The 18,578-nt window shown below is 51.6% G+C and carries 13 protein-coding genes and 3 pseudogenes; 8 read left to right on the forward strand and 8 right to left on the reverse strand.

Annotated features, from left to right (window positions below; all coding sequences use genetic code 11):
• Positions 1-50 precede the first annotated feature (50 nt).
• Both ABIB18_RS21760 and ABIB18_RS21765 read left to right on the forward strand, forming a co-directional pair.
• Positions 51-437, forward strand: a complete 387-nt coding sequence (locus ABIB18_RS21760; RefSeq protein WP_354475688.1) for a response regulator — start codon at positions 51-53, stop codon at positions 435-437.
• Positions 434-5,992, forward strand: a complete 5,559-nt coding sequence (locus tag ABIB18_RS21765; RefSeq protein WP_354475690.1) for an ATP-binding sensor histidine kinase — start codon at positions 434-436, stop codon at positions 5,990-5,992. Before ABIB18_RS21760 ends, ABIB18_RS21765 begins: the two co-directional genes overlap by 4 nt.
• Before the next feature lie 24 nt (positions 5,993-6,016).
• On the opposite strand, the pseudogene ABIB18_RS21770 reads toward ABIB18_RS21765, so the two are convergent.
• Positions 6,017-6,505: pseudogene (locus ABIB18_RS21770) on the reverse strand (Tn3 family transposase); the annotation flags it as partial.
• 237 nt (positions 6,506-6,742) lie between these two features.
• On the opposite strand from ABIB18_RS21770, the pseudogene ABIB18_RS21775 reads away from it, so the two are divergent.
• Positions 6,743-7,560, forward strand: a pseudogene (locus ABIB18_RS21775) (DUF4225 domain-containing protein).
• Here the strand turns inward: ABIB18_RS21775 and ABIB18_RS21780 are convergent.
• Entirely contained in the window at positions 7,538-7,870 is a 333-nt protein-coding gene (locus ABIB18_RS21780) for a hypothetical protein (protein ID WP_094106314.1), read from the reverse strand. The pseudogene ABIB18_RS21775 and the gene ABIB18_RS21780 sit on opposite strands and share 23 nt — an antisense overlap.
• 850 nt (positions 7,871-8,720) lie before the next feature.
• Here ABIB18_RS21780 and ABIB18_RS21785 point away from each other — a divergent pair.
• Complete coding sequence (locus ABIB18_RS21785) at positions 8,721-9,842, forward strand: porin (RefSeq protein ID WP_354475692.1); 1,122 nt, start codon at positions 8,721-8,723, stop codon at positions 9,840-9,842.
• A 34-nt stretch (positions 9,843-9,876) separates the two neighbouring features.
• Positions 9,877-10,425: an NADPH-dependent FMN reductase gene (locus ABIB18_RS21790; protein ID WP_354475694.1), complete on the forward strand. Its 549-nt coding sequence runs from the start codon at positions 9,877-9,879 to the stop codon at positions 10,423-10,425.
• A 204-nt stretch (positions 10,426-10,629) separates the two neighbouring features.
• Here ABIB18_RS21790 and ABIB18_RS21795 read toward each other — a convergent pair whose 3' ends face one another.
• A complete protein-coding gene (locus ABIB18_RS21795) occupies positions 10,630-10,839 on the reverse strand; it encodes a YdgH/BhsA/McbA family protein (protein ID WP_031377939.1) in 210 nt (69 codons plus the stop codon).
• Positions 10,840-11,570: 731 nt separating this feature from the next.
• Here ABIB18_RS21795 and ABIB18_RS21800 point away from each other — a divergent pair.
• The 3 genes from ABIB18_RS21800 to ABIB18_RS21810 are packed head-to-tail and all read left to right on the forward strand — an operon-like array spanning position 11,571 to position 15,261.
• On the forward strand, positions 11,571-12,929 hold the full coding sequence (locus ABIB18_RS21800) for an MFS transporter (RefSeq protein ID WP_082097626.1): 1,359 nt from the start codon (positions 11,571-11,573) through the stop codon (positions 12,927-12,929).
• Positions 12,930-12,963: 34 nt separating this feature from the next.
• On the forward strand, positions 12,964-14,319 hold the full coding sequence (locus ABIB18_RS21805) for an NAD(P)H-dependent oxidoreductase (protein WP_354475697.1): 1,356 nt from the start codon (positions 12,964-12,966) through the stop codon (positions 14,317-14,319).
• A gap of 57 nt (positions 14,320-14,376) precedes the next feature.
• Positions 14,377-15,261 (forward strand): NAD(P)-dependent oxidoreductase, encoded by an 885-nt coding sequence (locus ABIB18_RS21810; RefSeq protein ID WP_354475699.1) that lies wholly within the window; start codon positions 14,377-14,379, stop codon positions 15,259-15,261.
• Here the strand turns inward: ABIB18_RS21810 and ABIB18_RS21815 are convergent.
• The 5 genes and pseudogenes from ABIB18_RS21815 to ABIB18_RS21835 form a co-directional block, all read right to left on the reverse strand.
• On the reverse strand, positions 15,254-16,258 hold the full coding sequence (locus tag ABIB18_RS21815; protein WP_312759932.1) for a LacI family DNA-binding transcriptional regulator: 1,005 nt from the start codon (positions 16,256-16,258) through the stop codon (positions 15,254-15,256). The two genes, ABIB18_RS21810 and ABIB18_RS21815, sit on opposite strands and share 8 nt — an antisense overlap.
• 476 nt (positions 16,259-16,734) lie before the next feature.
• Complete coding sequence (locus tag ABIB18_RS21820; protein ID WP_354475701.1) at positions 16,735-17,250, reverse strand: O-acetyl-ADP-ribose deacetylase; 516 nt, start codon at positions 17,248-17,250, stop codon at positions 16,735-16,737.
• A gap of 103 nt (positions 17,251-17,353) precedes the next feature.
• A pseudogene (locus ABIB18_RS21825) lies at positions 17,354-17,719 on the reverse strand (VENN motif pre-toxin domain-containing protein); the annotation flags it as partial.
• A 25-nt stretch (positions 17,720-17,744) separates the two neighbouring features.
• A complete protein-coding gene (locus ABIB18_RS21830) occupies positions 17,745-18,002 on the reverse strand; it encodes a hypothetical protein (protein WP_354475705.1) in 258 nt (85 codons plus the stop codon).
• Positions 17,989-18,480, reverse strand: coding sequence for an adhesin (locus ABIB18_RS21835; RefSeq protein WP_354475707.1), 492 nt, complete (start codon positions 18,478-18,480; stop codon positions 17,989-17,991). Before ABIB18_RS21835 ends, ABIB18_RS21830 begins: the two co-directional genes overlap by 14 nt.
• Positions 18,481-18,578: the final 98 nt, after the last annotated feature.

Consider the following 18,578-nt stretch of genomic DNA (forward strand, 5'->3'; position numbering starts at 1 on the left):
TGCTACGGACGTGCCTGACACAGGCCTGAGCTTTATTTAAGGAAAACAGCATGCAGCTGTCGCAGCGTATTGTCGTCATCGATGATGAACGTTCTGTTCGTAGTGGTCTGACCAACCTGCTCCAGTCTGAGGGCTATCTGACCAATGCCTTCGAGTCGGCAGAATCTCTGCTTGGTGATGAAGCCGCGATAGCGAATGCCGCGCTTTTTATCATTGATGTGCAACTGAAGGGGATGAATGGGTTTGAGCTGTTTATCAACCTGACCCAGCGCATTGAAAATCCGCCGGGGATTATCATTTCCGGCAACGGTGACGACACCATGTTGCGGTATGCCATCAACCTGGGGGCGATTGCCTTTTTGCCAAAGCCGATCGAAATTGATACGTTGTTTGAACATATCCGACAGGAATTCTCCTCAAGGGCTGCCCGCCAATGAGTACTAATCCGCAGGCGTTACATTCAGCAGAAAACGATGAAATCGCACTATCAGAGGATATTCTCTTCAGCCCGCTGGCGCAGGAGGGCAATATCGACTGGCTGCTGTGCCGGCACACCACCTCCGGTGACACCTTTGTGCTGGCGACCGCAGGCAATGAAGCGTCGGTCTTTCATGTCACGCAGCTGCTGAAAAATGAATATGCCCTTCGTGACCGGTTAGCGGAAAGCTGGGCGCTGAAACCGCAATGGCACACCCATTACCAGGGACGTTATGCGCTGGTTTATCCCGCCTTTGATTATCGCACCCTGACGGATGTGCTGTGCATGCCGCCTGGCCCCCTCTCTGAGTTTCTCAAATCTGCCGCGATGCTGTGCAGTACGCTGAGCCAGCTACATCAACAGGGACTGGTGCACGGTGATATCAAACCGGCAAACTTCTTTCTGAGCGATGAGGATGGCGTTTATCTCGGGGGCTTTGGGCTCTCCTCGCTGCATAATCCGCTGCCGGAGCAGCAGCGCCTGCCTGTAACGGGCGGTACGCTTGCCTATATGTCGCCAGAACATACCTCCCGTTCAGCTCATCAGGTGAGTCACGTCAGTGATTTGTACAGTCTCGGCATTGTGCTTTATGAGCTGCTGACCGGCAGACTGCCTTATGGCAGCATTGAGGGCGGCCACGCGGAGTGGGTGCACCATCACATCGCCTCGGAAGCATTGCCGCCTCATCTGCTGCGTCCTGACGTGCCGGTGATCCTCTCCTCCATCATCCTGCGACTGCTGGCCAAATCGCCGGAGTACCGTTATCAGACCGCCGATGGGCTGCTGGCCGATCTTCGTCGCTGTGCGGCCACGCTGCAGCCGGATGGCATGATTGAGCCGTTTACGCTGGGACTGCAGGATTCACCTGCCGCCAGTCTGTCTGCTGATTCGCTGTGTAGCGATCATCCGCAGGCCAGCAGCATCCTGGCGGCGTTGGATGAGGTCAGCAACAGCGGCAAACACAGCCTGGTGACCATCAGTGGTGCTGCCGGTGCCGGGAAATCCTCCCTGATTGCCTCCGCGCTCAAACTGCTGCGCACCCGGAAAACCTTGCTCACCCTGGTGAAAGTCGATCAGCATGCGCCGGTGTTACCCTATACGGTTTTTACTGCAGCCTTCAGGACGCTGACCCTGCACGTGCTGGGTCTGCCCGCTGAAGAAATGGCCCAGTGGAAAGCACATATTTCACGGTTGCTCGGTGCCTATGCCGGACTGGCGGTAAACCTGGTGCCAGAACTGGGAATATTGCTTAATCAGAAAGCGGCGGTTCTGCCGCACTCGCATACGCTTGATGCGAAAAATCGCTTTAATCTGGTTGCCTGTAGCCTGGTTAAAGCGTTTACGGCCCAGGGGCGGCCGCTGGTTATTCTTATTGATGATGGCCACTGGGCCGATCAGGCGACGCTGCTGTTGCTGCAAAATCTGCTGAGTCAGGGTGAAGAGATCCCGCTGCTGCTGGTGATCGCGCACCGGGATATCACCTCGTTACCCTGTCCGCTCATTGCGGGTAATCTGAACCAGCTCTGCGCGAGCACCCCGCGCATTATGGCGATCACGCCCGAGCCGCTGTCGGAAAAGAGTATTGCGGGCTGGCTGGCGGGGCAGTTTCATACCCGCAGTTCGGCAACGGCTGAGCTGGCACGGGTCATCCACGAAAAAACCGGCGGTAATCCGCTCGCCACTCATAACTTTTTCCGCCAGGCGGTGCAGCAGGGATTGATTACCCACCATGCGCCGTTCAGATGGACCTACGATGCAGAGGCGCTTAAAAACAGCCACTACACCGCTAACGTCGCGGCCAGCGTGCTGCTGCACCTCGCCTCGCTACCGCTGACGGCCCGGCATATGCTGGGTAAGCTGGCCTTGCTGGGCAGTGCCGGCGAGTTGCAGGTCCTGAGCCAGATTCTTGCCGTCTCCAGCGCGGAGATAGAGGCGATACTGTTGCCAGCGGTGACGGCCAGGCTGGTCACCCGCAATGAGGAGGGCTACGCCTTTATGCATGACAGCGTGCATGAGGCGGCGCTTAATCTTCTGCCGGATGCAGATAAAGATGCTTTCCATTGCGCCGCGGCACGCTTTTACATGCATCAATCGCAGCACGATATCACCAATGCGGTGCTGTTCCGGGCGGCGCATCACCTGCTGGCGGTTAAAAAGCTTACGCTCCTCCGACATGAAACCGGGCCGTTCTGCCAGCTGTTGCTCAGCGCCAGCCGGCGGGCAAAAACCACCGGCGATTATCTCTCTGCGCTGCGCTATTTGCAGACCGCCCGGGTATTGCACGACGGTGCCGGTGATGCCGGAAGCAGCGAATTTCTGCTGGAAGAGGCGGAATGCGAATTTCTTAATGGCAATCTGCCCGCCGCACTGACCTTAAGCTCCCGGGTCCAGTCTTCACCCGGCGACGCCGCCGATAAAGCCGGTGCGGCCTGCCTGATTGCTGAAATTCATATGCGTCAGTCGGACAGTAAGCTGGCGCTGGAGACCGCGCTCGCCTGGCTGGCGGTGTTTGGCATTCATCTGAACCGTCATCCGGACCAGGCGGAGTGCGATGCGGCCAGAGTGAAGCTGAAGGAGGCGGTGGGGAAAAATCCCTATGCCCGCTTCCGTTCGCTGGCCCGGGTCGACTGTAAAAATACCGAAGCGGTGATGAATCTGCTGGCCAGCGCCAGTACATTTGCCGCCTTCATCAATCCGCGACTGCACTTTATGATCCTGTGCCAGCTGCTGCACCTGACAATGGAGCGTGGGCTAAGTGGCGCCTCGACGCTGGCGCTCTCGTGGTATGGCGTGGTGTGCGGCGACCAGTATGATGAGTACAGCCGCGGCTTTGCCAGCACGCTGCTGGCGCGCGAGCTGGTCTATAAGCATGACTTTGTCAGCTTTAAAGCCCGGACGCTGCTCCCGCTCGATCAGGTCAGTATCTGGACGATGCCGCTAACCTATGCCATCGAGCGGGCGAAGGCCACCTTTGACGTGGGGGTTGAAACCGGCGACCGGACGTCGGCGTGTCTGGCACTGCGGCACATCGTCATGAATTATCTGGCGCGCGGCGATCATCTTGATGGCGTACACACCTCGATTGCGCGAGGCATGCAGTTTGTCAGAAAAGCACAATACCGCGACGTGGAAGTGATCCTCGGGATGCAGCTGGACTACGTCCTTTTCCTGCGCAAGCCGCGCAGCACTATCTTCACCGGTGATGATTTTCAGCCGCCGGTGCTGGCGGTGGTTAAACCTGAACATGCGGTTGAACCTATCTACCTGATGCAGTTCTGGTCCCGGCTTTATAAAGCGATGGCCCACTTCTTTGCCAGTGAGTATGCGGCGGCAGAGGCATGGTTTAAGCAGGCCGAACCGTTCACCGCACGTATACCGGGGCATGTGCATATGCTCGATTATCATCTCTACAGCGCGCTTTCGCTGACCGTGCCGCTTAAAACCGGAGCGATGACGGATAAGTTACGACTGCAGCTGAAGCAGCACCTCGACAGGATCGTGACCTGGTCAAACGAAAACAGCAAAACGTTCGCCGATAAAGAGGCGCTGCTGCGCGCCGAGTGGCTGCGTCTGGAAGGGAAAACCGCACCGGCGTTTGAGCAATTTGAAAAGGCGATCGTGTTGTCACGCGAAGGGCAGTTTCATCATATTAACGGGCTGACCTGCGAACTGGCTGCACGGATGGCCTATGCCAGTAATATGACGTTTGCTGGCGATGCCTACATTAAAGGGGCCATCGCCGCCTGGGATCGCTGGGGAGCCGGGGCTAAGGTTCGCCAGCTGGAGATGCAGCATCCGGCGCTGGCCAGCCAGGCAACGCAGACCGCGCTGAGTACCGTTCCGTTTGAGCAAAGTGCGGTGATCGGCGATTTACAAAGTATGGTGACGGTGATGCGAGCGCTCACCGAAGAGATTAATCTGGACCGGCTTATTCATGTGCTGATGATGATGCTGGTGGAGCGTGCCGGTGCCCAGCACTGCATGCTGATTCGACTGGTCGACGGCAATATCCCGGAAATCCAGGCAAGGGCTTCGACCACCGTCGACGGCGTTAAGGTCAAAATCGTACGTGAGTTGCCGGTCGCCACCGATCTGCCGCTGTCAGTGCTGTCTGCGGTGATCCGTACCGGGCAGGAGATCCGTACCGGTAAGCCAGAGGTATTCAGCCCCTTCAGTCAGGATAACTATCTGGTTGCCTCCGGCGCGGCGGTAATGTGTGTCCCGATGTTCAGACAGGCGCAGATGGTAGGTGTGCTTTATCTGGAAAACCGCCTGATGCCAGACGTATTTACCGCCGATCACTCGCGGATCGTTTCAATGCTGGGAGCGCAGGCTGCGGTATCACTTGAGACAGCTCGCCTGTACGCCGAGCTGGTTGATGAGAATATTCAACGCCGCAAAATTGAGAAGCAGCTGCGTGCCAGCCAGACCTCTTTAATGCTCGGCGAAAAAATCAGTCATACCGGCACCTGGCACTGGCATCTTGAACCGGATATTCAGTACATCTCCGATGAATATAAACGCATTATGGGACTGCCACAGGAGCAGGCAAGCACCTCAATGGTGGAGTTTCAGCGTCGCGTTCATCCGGATGACATACTCTGCCTGAGGGAGTTGATCGAGACCAGTGTGCGAAAAGGGACGGTGATGCAGGCTGAGTTTCGTATCATTCGCGATGACGGTGAATGCCGCTACATCAAAGGCATCGGCGAGCCCAATGAAAACTGGCCAGAAGTGGCCGAATATTTTGGCACGCTCACCGATATCACGGCTCAGCGCCAGTCGGAAGATGCGGTGCGCATCGCTCAGGCGGAACTGGCTCGCGTCGCGCGGGCAACCACCGTTGGCCAGCTTACCTCTTCCATTGCCCATGAGATTAATCAGCCACTGATGTCAATCGTGGCCAATGCCGGTGCCAGCCAGCGCTGGCTTAAACGTGATCCGGCGAATCTGGAAAATGCCAGTCACAGTCTTGATGAGATCATCCGGGAAGGCCGGCGGGCTGGCGATATTATTCGCGGACTGCAGGCGCTGACGCGGAATCAGGTTGCCGAATTTGCGCCGGCAAAAATGCACCTGATTACCCGCGATATTATCGTTCTGTCGCGTCTGGAGCTGGAACGTCGGTTTGTCTCACTGGAGCTGGATCTGGTGGCAGATAACGACAATGTTTTCTGTGAAAGCGTTCAGATACAACAGGTGCTGCTCAACCTGGTGATCAATGCAATTGAAGCGATGGCCGATAACATCGGTGCGCGTCATTTACGCATCGCCTCTTCACATCCTTCCGCTAAGGTGATTCGCATCGAGGTTGCTGATAACGGCGCGGGTCTGTCTGATACGGTGATCGGAAAAATATTCGACTCGTTTTACACCACCAAAGCGGAAGGGATGGGCATGGGGCTGACCATCAGCAATGAGATTATTAAACGTCACGGCGGTGAGCTACGCGCAGAAAACCGTCCGCAGGGCGGCAGCCTGTTCTGGTTCACATTGCCATTAGAAGGGGGTTGACGGTCAATGATGTAAAAAAACACGTTAAGAAGATAATTCTCTGTTTACATTGAAATTTAATGGCCTCAGTTCTCCCTTCATAATATCCTCCGGTAGAGCAAACGTATAATGTCCCAGCATATTGATATGACCGTGCATCAGTGGCGAAATCCGGGCAATATGCTCGTCATGCGGCGTTTCTCCTGTCGCACGCAGATGTGAAAGTACTTCCTGCATATAAAGCGTGTTCCACAGTACTACCGCATTCGTGACCAGGCCCAAGGCACCAAGCTGATCTTCCTGTCCCTCACGATAACGTTTTCTGATTTCACCACGCTGGCCATAACAGATGGCCCTGGCTACGGCATGACGTCCTTCTCCCCTGTTTAACTGGGTCAGGATACGGCGACGATAATCCTCATCATCAATATAATTAAGAAGGTACAACGTGTTATTGACCCTCCCTACCTCCATGATCGCCTGCGCCAGCCCCGATGGGCGGGTACTCCTGAGCAGAGAACGGAGCAGTCCCGATTGGAGCGAACCAATGACGGACGGGTTGCTGCAATGGCCTCAGGTGTTCGGTTCGGCAGGAAGCCCCATCCGGCGACAGCTTCGGCTCTGACTCTGATTCGGCAGGGCGTTTCGTTTAAGGCGGTATCGGAAAAAACAGGCATATCGAGACCGACATATTTCCGGCTGAAACGACGGTTGTTTACAGCTGAAAATAAAGGGGTATCATCGGCGATGTGATATACAGGGAGAACAAAAATGGATGCGGCATTGCTTGATATGATGCGCTCTGGCGGAAGAAATAAAGCCTGGGCTGAAACAATGGTTAATCTTGAAGCAAGAAAACTGATTAATATTGCCAACAGACTTTCCGCCTTTCACCTTCAGGATGGTCTGACCCGTATTAATTTTGTTCAGGAAATAAAACAGGTTATAGAGCAGCAATTTGCCGCGGCCCGGCGCGCGAAATCGGATGAAGAGTGCATAGCATGCATCAAAAACCTGAGAGTAGAGACTGAAAACCTCGAAGAACAGGGCCGGATGTTGCGTATGAAGACAGCAAAACTTTACGCTAAAGTGGAGTTTGTTCGGGAAATAATAAAATTGTAGGGTATGTGATTTCTGCTGTTCATGTAGTCATATCGGGCTTTGCCGTTGCTGGCGGCGTACTAATGATGTCTACAATGACCCCGTTAGGCGTGCTTGCAGGAGCTATTCTTGTAGCAGACGGTGCAAACGGAATAACTAAAGAAATAATAAATTTTAATTCCGGCAGTCAGGTTCATTCTGAGGGCGTAATAGCCGATAAAGTCATAGATATAGCGCAGTTCATGGGATTTAAGGCTGAGTCTGGGCTGGCTTTTTATAATGCAGTTACGCTCAGCGCTAGTGTTTACAGTATTTTCGGATTAGCAAGAAAGCCCGGTGCATGGCGGTTATTCCGTTGGCTTCCTCGCGATTGTTATCGAAAAGTAGATACTATGAACAGGCCAAAACTAACTATGAAAATAGTGGGCTATGGCGTTAAAGCTAAAGTAATCTTTGATTTATTATCTACTGACCAAGATCATCGTTAGTCCGGTACATTCTACAGTATCGCCAGGACTTGTAAGACAGAACTGGCGGTTGCACGAATATTACGATGAGCATTGTAATTAACAAGCCTATACCCGTAGAAATAATGTAAACTTGGTTACTTGAAAGAATTACCCAGATAAATACAACCATACAGCCGAAAAAAACCCACAACACAATTCTAAAACGATTAGCAAGATCATGAATGGATTCACCCAAACTCCCTCCATAACTATCTACATTGTTTTTGATTTTTTGTAGATCAGCATGGCTAAAACCAGACTTCAGTAATGCTGCTTCACTCACTTTCATAGCATCTCACCTTCCATCCTTAAAATGTAGATACTTCTCTGGAGCAAAGTATACACAAAGATTTCGGGAAAATCTGGATCATTCCATCCATCAGATGCTGATTTTTGATAAATAAAACAGAATGATATCTTACTAGCGTGGTTTTTACACGATTGGACCCCAAACTCCTGGAAGGAAAAGAGACGACCGCCTGAGTGTGCTTCCGTTGTGTTGAGCGCAGAACCGGGCAGGGTGGGCGGGCAGGCTGAACGGCCGGGTTCGCCCACCTTCGTCAGCCGGTTTATCATCGTCCTCATCCCGCAGGCCTGGCGTATTTCTTTAAAATCAGCAAAAACAGGCCAACAATGATCAGCACAACCCAGGTTTTCAGCATATTCACGGTAATTATCTCATTTAATTGCCGGCAGACCGGCGGCGGTATTATTTATCCGCACTGCGGACCTGTTGATGGCGCGGGTGTAAAACTCACTTTCATTTTCTCAACACCTTATCTTTGCGCTGATATTCAGCACGGCGATAACCGGTGTCGTCGAGATGAATGTTATGCGTTCAGGACCCACTTTGAAACAGAGAGATTATGCTGAAGTAAATCAGTTAATTTGAACATCCTGCGTTTTATATCCTGCTGCAGTGAAAAGGGTCTGGGCGAACGGCAAAAAACAGATGTGCCGTTTTAGCTATTATCCATTGGTATACCTATCCCTTTGTATAATTTCTCTTTTCCCCGTTCGCGCCTGATAATCCCTGGTCTCCTGTTGTGGAAATTATTGCCCTGACATTAAGCAATCAGCGGCGTCGTGAACCTGTCTGACGAGGCCGACAAGCGGTCTTAACAGGCTATGAGGAATAAATGAAAGCGAATTATCTGGCGCTAATGACGTCTTGTCTTTTTTTAACCCTGCCAGTGTCTGCCGCTGAAATTTATAATAACCACGGGAATAAGATTGACCTGTATGGTCTGGTTTCCGGACTCCGTTATATAAGTGATGACAAAAGCCAGGATGGCGATCAGTCTTATATGCGAATAGGTTTTAAAGGACAAAGCCAGATCGCTGAGCAGATCACTGGCTATGGCCAGTGGCAGGGTCAGTTCAACACTAACCAGTCAGAAAGAGACAGCAACAGTCTGTTCACCCGCCTCGGTTTTGCCGGTATTAAGGTCGGTCGCTACGGGTCATTTGATTATGGCCGCAATGTCGGCGTGTTGTATGACGCGCTGAGCCAGACTGACATGCAGCCCGAGTTTGATGCGCAAACCTATAACACCGATCAGTTTATGTTTCGGCGAGGAAATAGCCTGGCCACTTATCGCAACACCGATTTCTTTGGCCTGGTGAACGGTCTGGATTTTGCCCTGCAGTATCAGGGGAAAAATAGCGGCACTGGTGAACCGGGTACACGGGATGTGTTGCGTCAGAATGGTGAGGGATACGGCGTCTCTGCCTCATATTCCTTTGGCGCAGGTTTTAAAGCGGTGGGAGCGTTAACCCGTTCTGGTCGTACCGCTGCCCAGAACAGTGACGCCGGAATTATGGGGGAGGGCGACAAAGCGGAAGCTTACTCTGCGTCGCTTAAATATGACGCCCACAACCTCTATCTGGCGGTGATGTATACGCAGGCATTCAATGCCTCGCGGTTTGGCAGCAGCAGTGCAACCGGGATTTATGGCTACGCTAACCGGTCAGATATCATCGAACTGTTTGCGCAATATACCTTTGATACCGGCTGGGTTCCTTTTATCGCCTATAGCCAGTCCCGGGCAAAAGACCTTGGCGCGGCAGGTAATGGCCGCGTCTACGGTAGTCAGGATCTGGTGAAGTTCATCGACTTTGGCTGCTCCTACCTGTTTAACCGCAATATGCTGGCGTACGTCGATTACAAACTCAACCTGATTGATAACAGCGAATTTTCTCAACAGGCCGGCGTATCCACCGATGATATTCTGGCCGTCGGTCTGGTTTATCAGTTCTGATTGTGCCGTTGTTTACTGAATAATGAGGATCACCATGAATACTGCCCTGAAGTTTGTCACGCTAACCTGCAGCCTGCGAGCCGGTTCATTTAATGCCGCCATTGCAGCCGCGCTACCGGAACTGGGACCTGAAAGCGTCACTTTTGAGCCGTTAGGATCGCCAGGTTCATTCCCGCATTACAGCCAGGACACCGAAGCAGCAGGATTTCCAACTGAAGTGCTGGCGATGGCTGAGGCGATTTTCAAAGCCGACGGGCTGATTATCATTACACCGGAATACAACCATTCGATTCCGGGCGTGCTCAAAAATGCCCTCGACTGGCTGTCCCGGGTATCACCTCAGCCGATCGCCGGTAAACCGGTACTGATTCAGTCAGCTTCGCCCGGCAAGCTGGGTGGGGTAAGGGCGCAACTGCATTTGCGACAGATCCTCGGCTACTTCGATGCCCGTATCCTCAACAAGCCGGAGGCTATCATTGGTGAAGTGAGTGATAAGGTTACAGACGGCATCCTGACCGATGAATCTACCCGTCAATTCCTGTCACGCCAGCTGGTGGCTTTCAGAGATTTTGCAGTTAAATAAACGCGGATCTCTTTACGCGCAGGTCTGACGTGATTCTGTACAAAACAGTCGCTGCGGCAGCCCTTTAAACGGCACAGTGACGGGCAGCCAGACTCTGGCTGAGGCCTATCCGCCGTGGAATTTCTATACCACTTCAGCAACCCGCAAAACCAGAAAAGGCCGCCTGACGGCAGCCCTTTCTGGCAAATCCTTTTGCGACCATGATTATTTAATCAGTCGCGCGGTCATATGAACCTGATTCCCACTGTACGCCTCAGTAATGCTGTAATCCGCACCGGCCATTTTTGCCCGGGCCGCAATTTGTGCTTCCGCACCATCCAGCGTGGAGGCTGTCGCGGTTACGGTCTGCGCAAAACTTGCTGATGAGATGAAGGCCAGTACAGCGACAACAACGAATTTTTTGAAGTTTTTCATGGTCAGTTCCTGAAGTTGATTTTTAGATTGTGAGGCGTTGTGCCTCGATGGAATGAATAATAGAGAACAGGCCTGACAATGAAAATCCGTGTTTATTGCTTTGCTTTATCAAAAAATATGAATGATGGCTGTGCGGCACAGAGTTTTAAACAGAGGAGGCTTTTTAGTATGCGTGGCCGTAGCTTTCGAGAGCCGCGGATGAGTGGTGACGTCGGAGTGATGGCATGTTTTGTCTGGCGGCAACTGCTGCTGAGGGCTGGTTGAACGGGTGTTGCTGTCTGGAAAGAAGAATGAAATATGCCAGAGATTTAAATGCGCAAAATATAGATTATGTTAAATAACAGTGAAGTTAGCTATACGGATATCTGTCTTCATCACAGGTGATATCGCGGGTACACCCCTCCCTTCACTCGTCAGGATACCGGCGGCGAGCGATTGCCGCCCTTTACAAAGCCAATGCGTCAGAGCAGCCAAAACTCAACGTAATAATTGCCGCTGTCGAAACCCCAGTGGAGTCATTTTAGATCTCGTGACAGGCGCTTTACCCGTGGCGAGTGCTATGCGTTAACTCAGTCACAATTTTTTAACTTCACGCTTCCATCTCTTGACTGTTGACCGCTCTGTCGTAAAACTTGCAGAAAGTAAAACGTTTTACTTTTCGACTCAGGCGTCGCGGTATATATGCATTTTCCGTGATATTTCCGGGGGTTATAACTCTACTGGGATACATCATGAAACACGTAGAAGAGTACGATAATTCACTGGTCGGCATTGATGTGATGCCGGATCATCCTCAGCCAGAAATATCATCACTGGCCAGTGGCGCGATCAAAAAAGCCCGGATGCGCTTAATGCCGCTGATCCTGATGATGTATCTGCTGGCGTTTATTGATCGTTCTAATATCGGCATGGCGGCATTAACCATGAACCAGTCTTTAGGGTTAACGCCTGAGCATTTTGGCTTCGCTGTCGGCATTTTCTCTTTTGGCTACATCCTGTTTGAAATTCCCAGCAATGTTCTGCTGGAACGTTATGGTGCACGCTTCTGGTTAGCCAGGATCATGATCACCTGGGGTGTTATTTCGATGGCGATGGCGTTCGCACAAGGTGTGGTGAGTCTCAGTATCCTGCGATTCTTATTAGGTGTAGCCGAAGCAGGTCTGGCGCCTGGTATTGTTTTTTATCTCACCACATGGTTTCCCAAAAAAGAGCTGGCCAGGGTTTTCTCAATTTACTATTTAGGTGTACCGCTGGCCGCTATTATTGCCAATCCTTTATCAGGATATATTCTCGACAATTTCCATGATGTGGGTGGGCTGGAAAGCTGGCAGTGGCTGTTTTTAATTGAAGGATGTCCGCCGGTAATTTTGTCAGTCATCGTTTTTCTTTACCTCACGGATAAACCGGCTAAAGCTTCCTGGCTTAAGCCTGAGGAACGTCAGGCCTATCAGGAGCTGATGGAAAAAGAGCAGCAGGCAACATTAGCGGTGGGCCACTCTGGTTTGAAAGCGATGTTCAAAGACCGGCGGGTATGGATCTTAGGCCTGGCTTACTTCTTTACGGTCATTGGCTTAACCGGTCTCGGTTTCTGGATGCCGCAGTTTATTAAACGCTTCGACTATTCAGACACGGTGGTAGGACTGCTTGGCACTATTCCCTATATCGTGGGTGCCGTGGTGATGTGCTGGTGGTCAAATCATTCTGACAAAACCAACGAGCGCACCTGGCATTTCATTCTGCCTTCGCTACTGTTTTCTGTCGGTTTCGTGGTCGCAGCTATCAGTGATTCTCCCGTCATATCCATGCTGGGATTGACGCTTTCGACTGTTGGTATGCTGGCATGTGTACCGACGTTTTATACTCTGCCCGCCTCCTTCCTTACCAGCCAGGGTTCTGCGGGTGGCCTGGCGCTCATCAACTCTATCGGGAATGTTGGCGGTTTCTTTGGCCCTTTCCTGGTGGGTCTCACTATTTCTCTTACCGGTAAATCACAAAACGGCCTCTATCTGTTATCGATTCTGGTGCTGTTCTCGCCGCTACTGATTTATCTCCTGAGTAAAAGTCGCCGTCAGGTCGCTGGCTGGCGTTAAATCCCACGCATCAAACCCTGTCAAGGAGTAGAAAATGAACTTAGCAGCACTGTTAGCTGAGCGTGCCTGTGCCGTGAAATCAGGTGCAGCACAACCGATCCGGGTTGGCATCATTGGCGCAGGTAAATTTGGGTCGATGGTTCTTGCCCAACTGCGCCATCTGGACGGTTTACAGGTGGTCGCCATTGCCGATCTTGACGTGAGTAAAGCCCGTGCAGCTCTGGCGCGCGTGGGCTGGCCTGAATCTCAGTATCAGGCACAAACTATCGAGGCTGCGTTACGCGAAGGTTCAACCTGTGTGGTTGAGGATGCGGAAAAACTGTTCCGCTGCGAGCAGATCGATTGCATTGTTGAAGCCACTGGACATCCGCTGGCGGGAACGCGTCATGCACTCCATGCGGTTGAACATGGCAAGCATGTGGTGATGGTAAACGTTGAGGCCGATGTGCTGTGTGGCCCGTTAATCGCTGAGCGTGCACGTCAAAATGGTGTGATTTACAGCATGGCGTACGGCGATCAACCCGCCATTATTTGTGAGCTGGTGGATTGGGCCAAAGCCTGTGGATTTGAAATTGTTGCGGCTGGCAAAGGCATGAACTTTGAACCACGCTATCGCTATTCTACTCCGGATACAGTATGGGGATTTTTCGGCTGGAGCGAAGAAGAAGTGGCGGCCGGAGACTTTAATCCAAAGATGTACAATTCCTTCACCGACGGCACCAAAGCGGCAATTGAAATGGCGGCGGTGGCCAATGCTACCGGACTGGATTGTCCTGATAACGGACTGGCCTTCCCTCCAGCCGGTGTGCATGACCTGGCGCGGGTCTTCTCACCTGAGTCTGACGGTGGGCGACTGAGCCGTAGCGGTCTGGTGGATATTGCTGCCAGCCAGGAGCCAGATGGCAGGGAGGTACTGAACAACATTCGCTATGGCGTATTTGTCACCTTTAAAGCCCGGGATGAATACAGCCGCGCCTGTTTTAAACAGTACGGACTGTTGACCGATCCCAGTGGCTGGTATGCCTCTATGTGGCGCCCTTTCCATCTCATTGGTCTTGAAACCAGCATCAGTATTCTCTCTGCGGTGCTGCGTAATGAAGCCACCGGTTCGGCTTTAAGCTTCCGGGGTGATGCTGTCGCAATGGCTAAACGAGACCTCAAAGCGGGCGAAATGTTGGATGGCGAAGGTGGGTTTACCGTCTGGGCCAATGCTCTGCCTGCTAACATCAGCGTGGCGCAGGATCTGTTACCTATGGGATTAGCGCATCACGTTCGTCTGGTGAAAGATGTCGCCAAAGACAAAGCGGTGCGTTTTTCAGATGTTCAGTTTGATAACAATCTGGATATCGTCGAGTTGCGCAAGCAGATGGTCAGTCTGGCAGGATTATAAACAGTGATATTACCCGCTATTGACGTTGCAGTAGCGGGTAATGTCAGGAGGAACAACATGACTTCAGAAATACGTATTGGGTTGGCTGGCACCGGATTAATGGGACAGCCGGTGGCACGGCGCTTAGCTGCTGCCGGTTACTCCGTTGCGGTGTGGAATCGTTCTAAAGATAAAGCGTATGCGCTGGAAAAGTATGGCGTTACGGCGGTAGACACGCCCGCCCGGTTAATAGCAGGCAGTAATGTCATCATCTGTTTATTGAGCGATGCTCAAGCCTGTAACGATGTTCTTTTTACTGATGATGCGCTGAAGCACATCGAGAAAAAAGCAGTCATTATTATGATGAGCACCCTGTCGCCACAGATTGTGATTGAGCAGCAACACAAGGCGAACGCAGCACAGGCGGACTATATCGATATGCCTGTCTCAGGTGGCACTTCGGGGGCTGAAAACGGCACATTGTCATTGATGGCCGGTGGTAAGGCAGAAACTATTGACCGGTTACGCCCTCTGCTGTCTCAACTGGGAAAAGTCACGCGGGTCGGTGAGGTGGGCGCGGGTCAGCTGACAAAACTCGCCAATCAGATTATTGTCGCAGGCACGCTAAGCTTGTTGTCGGAAGCCTTTACCCTTGCCCAGCGCGGCGGAGCCGATCCGGTAAAAGTGCGGGAAGCATTGCTGGGTGGTTTTGCTGACTCAACCCTGCTGCAACAGCAAGGGGAACGTATGGTAAACCAGGACTTTAAGGCCCGCGGTGCGGCAAAGTGGCAGCTTAAAGATACGCGCAGTAGTGTGGCGCTGGCTGAGCAATTTGGTCTGACATTGCCGCTGACTGAGACGGTGAACCAGCTTTTCAGCCAGATGATTGAAGCTGGCGATGGCGACTTAGATCACTGCGCCATTATCAGGCAAATTCAGCGTTTAAACGGCATGACTATTTAACCCGGGCCACGCTCTCACGTTTGATTAACGTGCTGTTTAGTTCACAGGTCGTCTGCTTCTCAACGGAGAGACTTAATAGTGCCTTATCGGCCAACGCTTCAAGAGGATGTTTGATAACGCTTATTGACGGGCTCAGGAGACGGCTCCAGTGGCTGTCATGGTAAACAATCAGCGAGAGGTCTTCAGGAACAGAGAGCTTCAACTGCCGGATGCGCGACATAATCATCGGTGCAATCGACGTATTTCCAATAATGACTGCAGTCGGTGGTTCCTCAAGCGATAACAACTCATCAAGCGCCTGACTGGCTAGCGGATCACGAAAGTTCTTCACTACCGCATACTGTTTTTCCCAGTCAATTCCATACTCTTTCAATCCTTGTTTATAACCCTTCAGCCTTTGCAAAGAGGTCGAGGTGTTCAGCGGCCCGCTTATCCAGCCAATACGGCGATGGCCTTGCTGAGCAAGATAGCGGGTTGCCTCACAAGCGGAAGCTTCATTGTTGAAGCCGATGACGCTGGCATGTGTCACCTCGCTAAGGTAGCGATCGATGAAAACAATAGCGATGCCCATTTCGCTAATGGATTGCCACATATCGCTATTTGCGCTGGTGGGCGTTGCTATAATGGCTTTAACCCGCTTTTGCATTAACATACTCAAGCTTTCCCGCTCCAGTAGCGGGTCTTCCTGGGTAGTCACCAAAATGACATTCATCGCCATTTCTCTGGCGCGGCGGACAATGAGATCGGAGATCTCAGAAAAAAAATCGTTTGCGATGTCTGCTACAACCAGGCCGATAGTGTTATTCAGACTGGTTTTAAGCTCACGAGCGGCACTTTGAGGAGTGTAATTCAGCGTTTGCATTGCCTCCAGAATACGCTGACGGGTGCGTTCAGATACTGAACCTGAACCGGGGTTCAATACCCGAGAAACCACACCGATAGAGACCTCTGCTAAGGCCGCCACCTCTTTGATGGTACTTTTCTTTTTCTCTGTCAACGCAACACTCAGCCTCACATCATCAGGTTAGCTAAGGTCATGTTAGATTAATCACTTAATAAGATAAACGTTCTTCAGTGATCAGCCTTCTTTAGCAGGCGTGAGACTGCATTACTCAGCTTTGGAGGATTTGGTGTTGCGGGAGGTGATTAAGGCTGTTTTGAGATGTCCGGGCTTTAGCCAAACTCTTTTCCGGCAGATCCGTCACACCAGGATCCACGCGCAGCCAGTAATAGTCCTCAGCATAGGGAGCAGTCTTAAGCGTGACGGGTGATTTCCTTTACCCTGTCTGTCACTCTGGCGCCTTTCAGCTGCCCTGGCGATTAAGATTCAGACAGCATTCGACAGGCCGGCCTGTCTCGAAGAGCCTTCTCAACAACGAAGACACTGCTCTTCAGCGGGATGCCAGTGCGGCTGACCTTCAGGACGTTTGTCCTGGCTAATAAACGCATCCTCTGACCTGCCCGCACCAATCCTCAGGCCAGTAGTTTAAGATACAGATCATAATTTTCCGCATCAAAGCAGACTAAGTTAACCTTGCCGATTTTGCTGTTCTCAGCGATGCAATGTTTGATTACTTCTAAGGCAATCGCCGCGGCACGTTCTTTAGGGAAACCATAAATTCCTGTGCTGATGTTGGGAAACGAAACCGTTTTGATGTCATGCTGGTCGACGAGTTTAAAACAACTCAGGTAGGTCCTTCTTAACAGCGCATCTTCGTCATGTCTTCCATCACTCCAGCGCGGGCCAACGGTATGGATGACGTAATCAGCGGGCAGATTGCCTGCGCCGGTAATAACGGCATCACCGACTTTGCAGCCACCCTGACGATTGCGGATTGCCTGACACTCAGCCAGAATCGCCGGCCCGCCTGCGCGGTGGATTGCGCCATCAACGCCGCCGCCACCCAGTAACGAAGAATTGGCGGCATTGACAATCGCTTCTGCCGCGATTTTAGTGATATCACCCTGAATTACGGTTATTTTATTCATCGTATTTGCCTGCTTTTTAACTTTAGTGATTAGCTCAGTGAACATCGATTCTGCGCTTCGTTGTTGTCAGCGGAATAACAATCATGTCCAGATTTTTCATTAACGAGCCGCTGGCTCCGGCCTTCTGATACTGCGCTTCCATCCGGTCGATACGGTCAATGTAGGACTGCTTCACCGCATCCGACACGTTACCCAGCACATCGCCGCTGTTAAACAGCGTCTTCAGTGCTTCGTAAATTTCCACCGACGGACTGCTGGCTGTTTTCACGATACTGTTCACAGCGTCATACAGACCTGCCGGAACCCCGGCCACCATACCCGCCGCAAAGCTGCCATCCTGACCCATGTCAATCGCCGTCCATTTCGCCTGCGCTCCCGCTTTGCAGGCTACTGTCTGGCATTCAGCAATATCTTTATCCTTCTGAGCCTGCTGTTTCTGGCTCAGATAGTTATTCTCAACAACAAACTTAGCCGCTGGGGTTGGAATCGAGCATTCATTCAGACGGAGTTGTCTGGCTTTTTCTCTCCTTTAACCAGATTTTTATCCAGATCCCAACACCCAAAATGAGGCCGCCGACATACCCGGATCTGAAGAAAGAGTCAAAAACATCCCTCCAACTGAACGGGAAAAAACCTTTTTTAAAATAAATAATCACTGATGCAAGTAGTTCAGCTACAACATCACCAATAAGAAATAAAATCAGGCAACTCAATATGAGTTTGATCAAACTAGAAAGATTATTTTTTAGCATCGGTTTTATCCTTCTTATCAAGTTCATCTTTTACAGCATTCCCTGTTTTCTCACCGATGTAGCCTCCAAGAACTGCACCTGTTAAATCAGATACTGCATCTTTTCCAAGCTTTGAGCCGACCCCTTTTATTATTTCACCGCCTACGCCACCAACGACAGTACCCGCAGCCGCACCTGCCATAGAGTTAACCGGATTATCTCCTTTAATACTGCTTCCAATCGCAGCACCTCCCACATTTATTGGAGCTGAAGCTATGATCCCTTTTCCTGTCGTTGCTGCCGCTGTGACTCCCGCCATAATCATATCCACATAACTGAATGGGTCTTTTCCAGCAAGCTGTACCCCAGTATTAACACCCACGCCAATGGCCGTATTCACCGCCATACCTTTTATCGTGGTTCCCAGCACTGTGCTGCCAAATATCAGCGGTGCATCACCAATGCTGGCATTCGATTTATGGTAGCCCCAGGTGTTCATGATGGCTTTGTTGAATAAATCAGATTTCGGGTAAGTCTCCCCCGTAGCGGGTTGTGTTTTCAGGCAATACGCACGCTTTCAGGTATACCTGCTTTCGT

The sequence above is a fragment of the Pantoea sp. UYEF8 genome (genome assembly GCF_040546285.1).
Taxonomy (GTDB): domain Bacteria; phylum Pseudomonadota; class Gammaproteobacteria; order Enterobacterales; family Enterobacteriaceae; genus Pantoea; species Pantoea brenneri.